The sequence below is a fragment of the Natrinema soli genome (genome assembly GCF_028618695.1).
Genome location: NZ_JAQIVI010000644.1, coordinates 1 through 857 on the forward strand (window position 1 = coordinate 1; position 857 = coordinate 857).

Here is an 857-nt window from a genome sequence, read left to right on the forward strand (position 1 = left end):
GCCATCAGGACGGCCGCGGCGACGCCGACGACGACGAAACTCGCGATCGCGGTGCGTTCGCCGCCGATTCGGTCGCTGATGACGCCGCCCGGAACGCGAACGAGCGCCGCGAGCAGCGTGAATGCGATCGCGGTGAGGGCTCCGGACGCCTGCAGGTCGAGGTCGTGAACGGCCGTCCAGTAGGACGGAAACCAGGTCGTCAGCGCGAGGAAGCCGCCGAACGACGCGAAGAAGAGCGCGACGAGCACCCACGTTCGCGGAATGCCGGCCGCCTCACGGATCGACGCCATCGCGTCCCCGCTCGGGAACAGCTCCTGACCCCCCGTTTCGGCCGCCCGTTTCGCCGCGTCGGCCTCGAGCCCTCGCTTCCGGAGCTGGAAGAACGGGGGGTCGACGGCGATGAGGCCGTAGACGAACGTCCCGCAGACGAGGAAGCCGAACCACGCGAGGTACGCACCTGTCAGGCCGAGCGCGGCGAGCGCGACGGGGACGAGGAGGGTGAAAATTCCCGGCGAACTGTTGCCCAGGCCCGCGTACACCGCGAGCATCGTCCCCTGTCGGTCCTCCGGCGACCAGTACGACGTCTGGGCGGCCCCGACGGAGAACGTCGCGATCCCGCAGCCCGAAAGCGCGCCGAACAGGAAGACGAGCGGATAGTGAGCCATCGTCAGACCGTCGGTCCCGAGGGTCACGAGAATCGTCGACAGGCCGGCCATCCCCACGACGGCACCGCCGAGCAAAACCAGGAACGGCTTCGCCGCCCCGACGTCCTCGACCCACGCGCCGAAGGGGACGCGAAGGAGCGAGCCGGTCAACTGCGGCGCTGCGACCAGCAGTCCGAGCGCGAGCCCGGACAG

Annotated in this window: 1 protein-coding gene; it reads right to left on the reverse strand. The window is 69.9% G+C overall.

Annotation, left to right across the window (positions count from 1 at the left end):
- On the reverse strand, positions 1-857 hold an 857-nt coding region (locus PGX04_RS28990; RefSeq protein ID WP_273741660.1), incomplete at both ends, for an MFS transporter.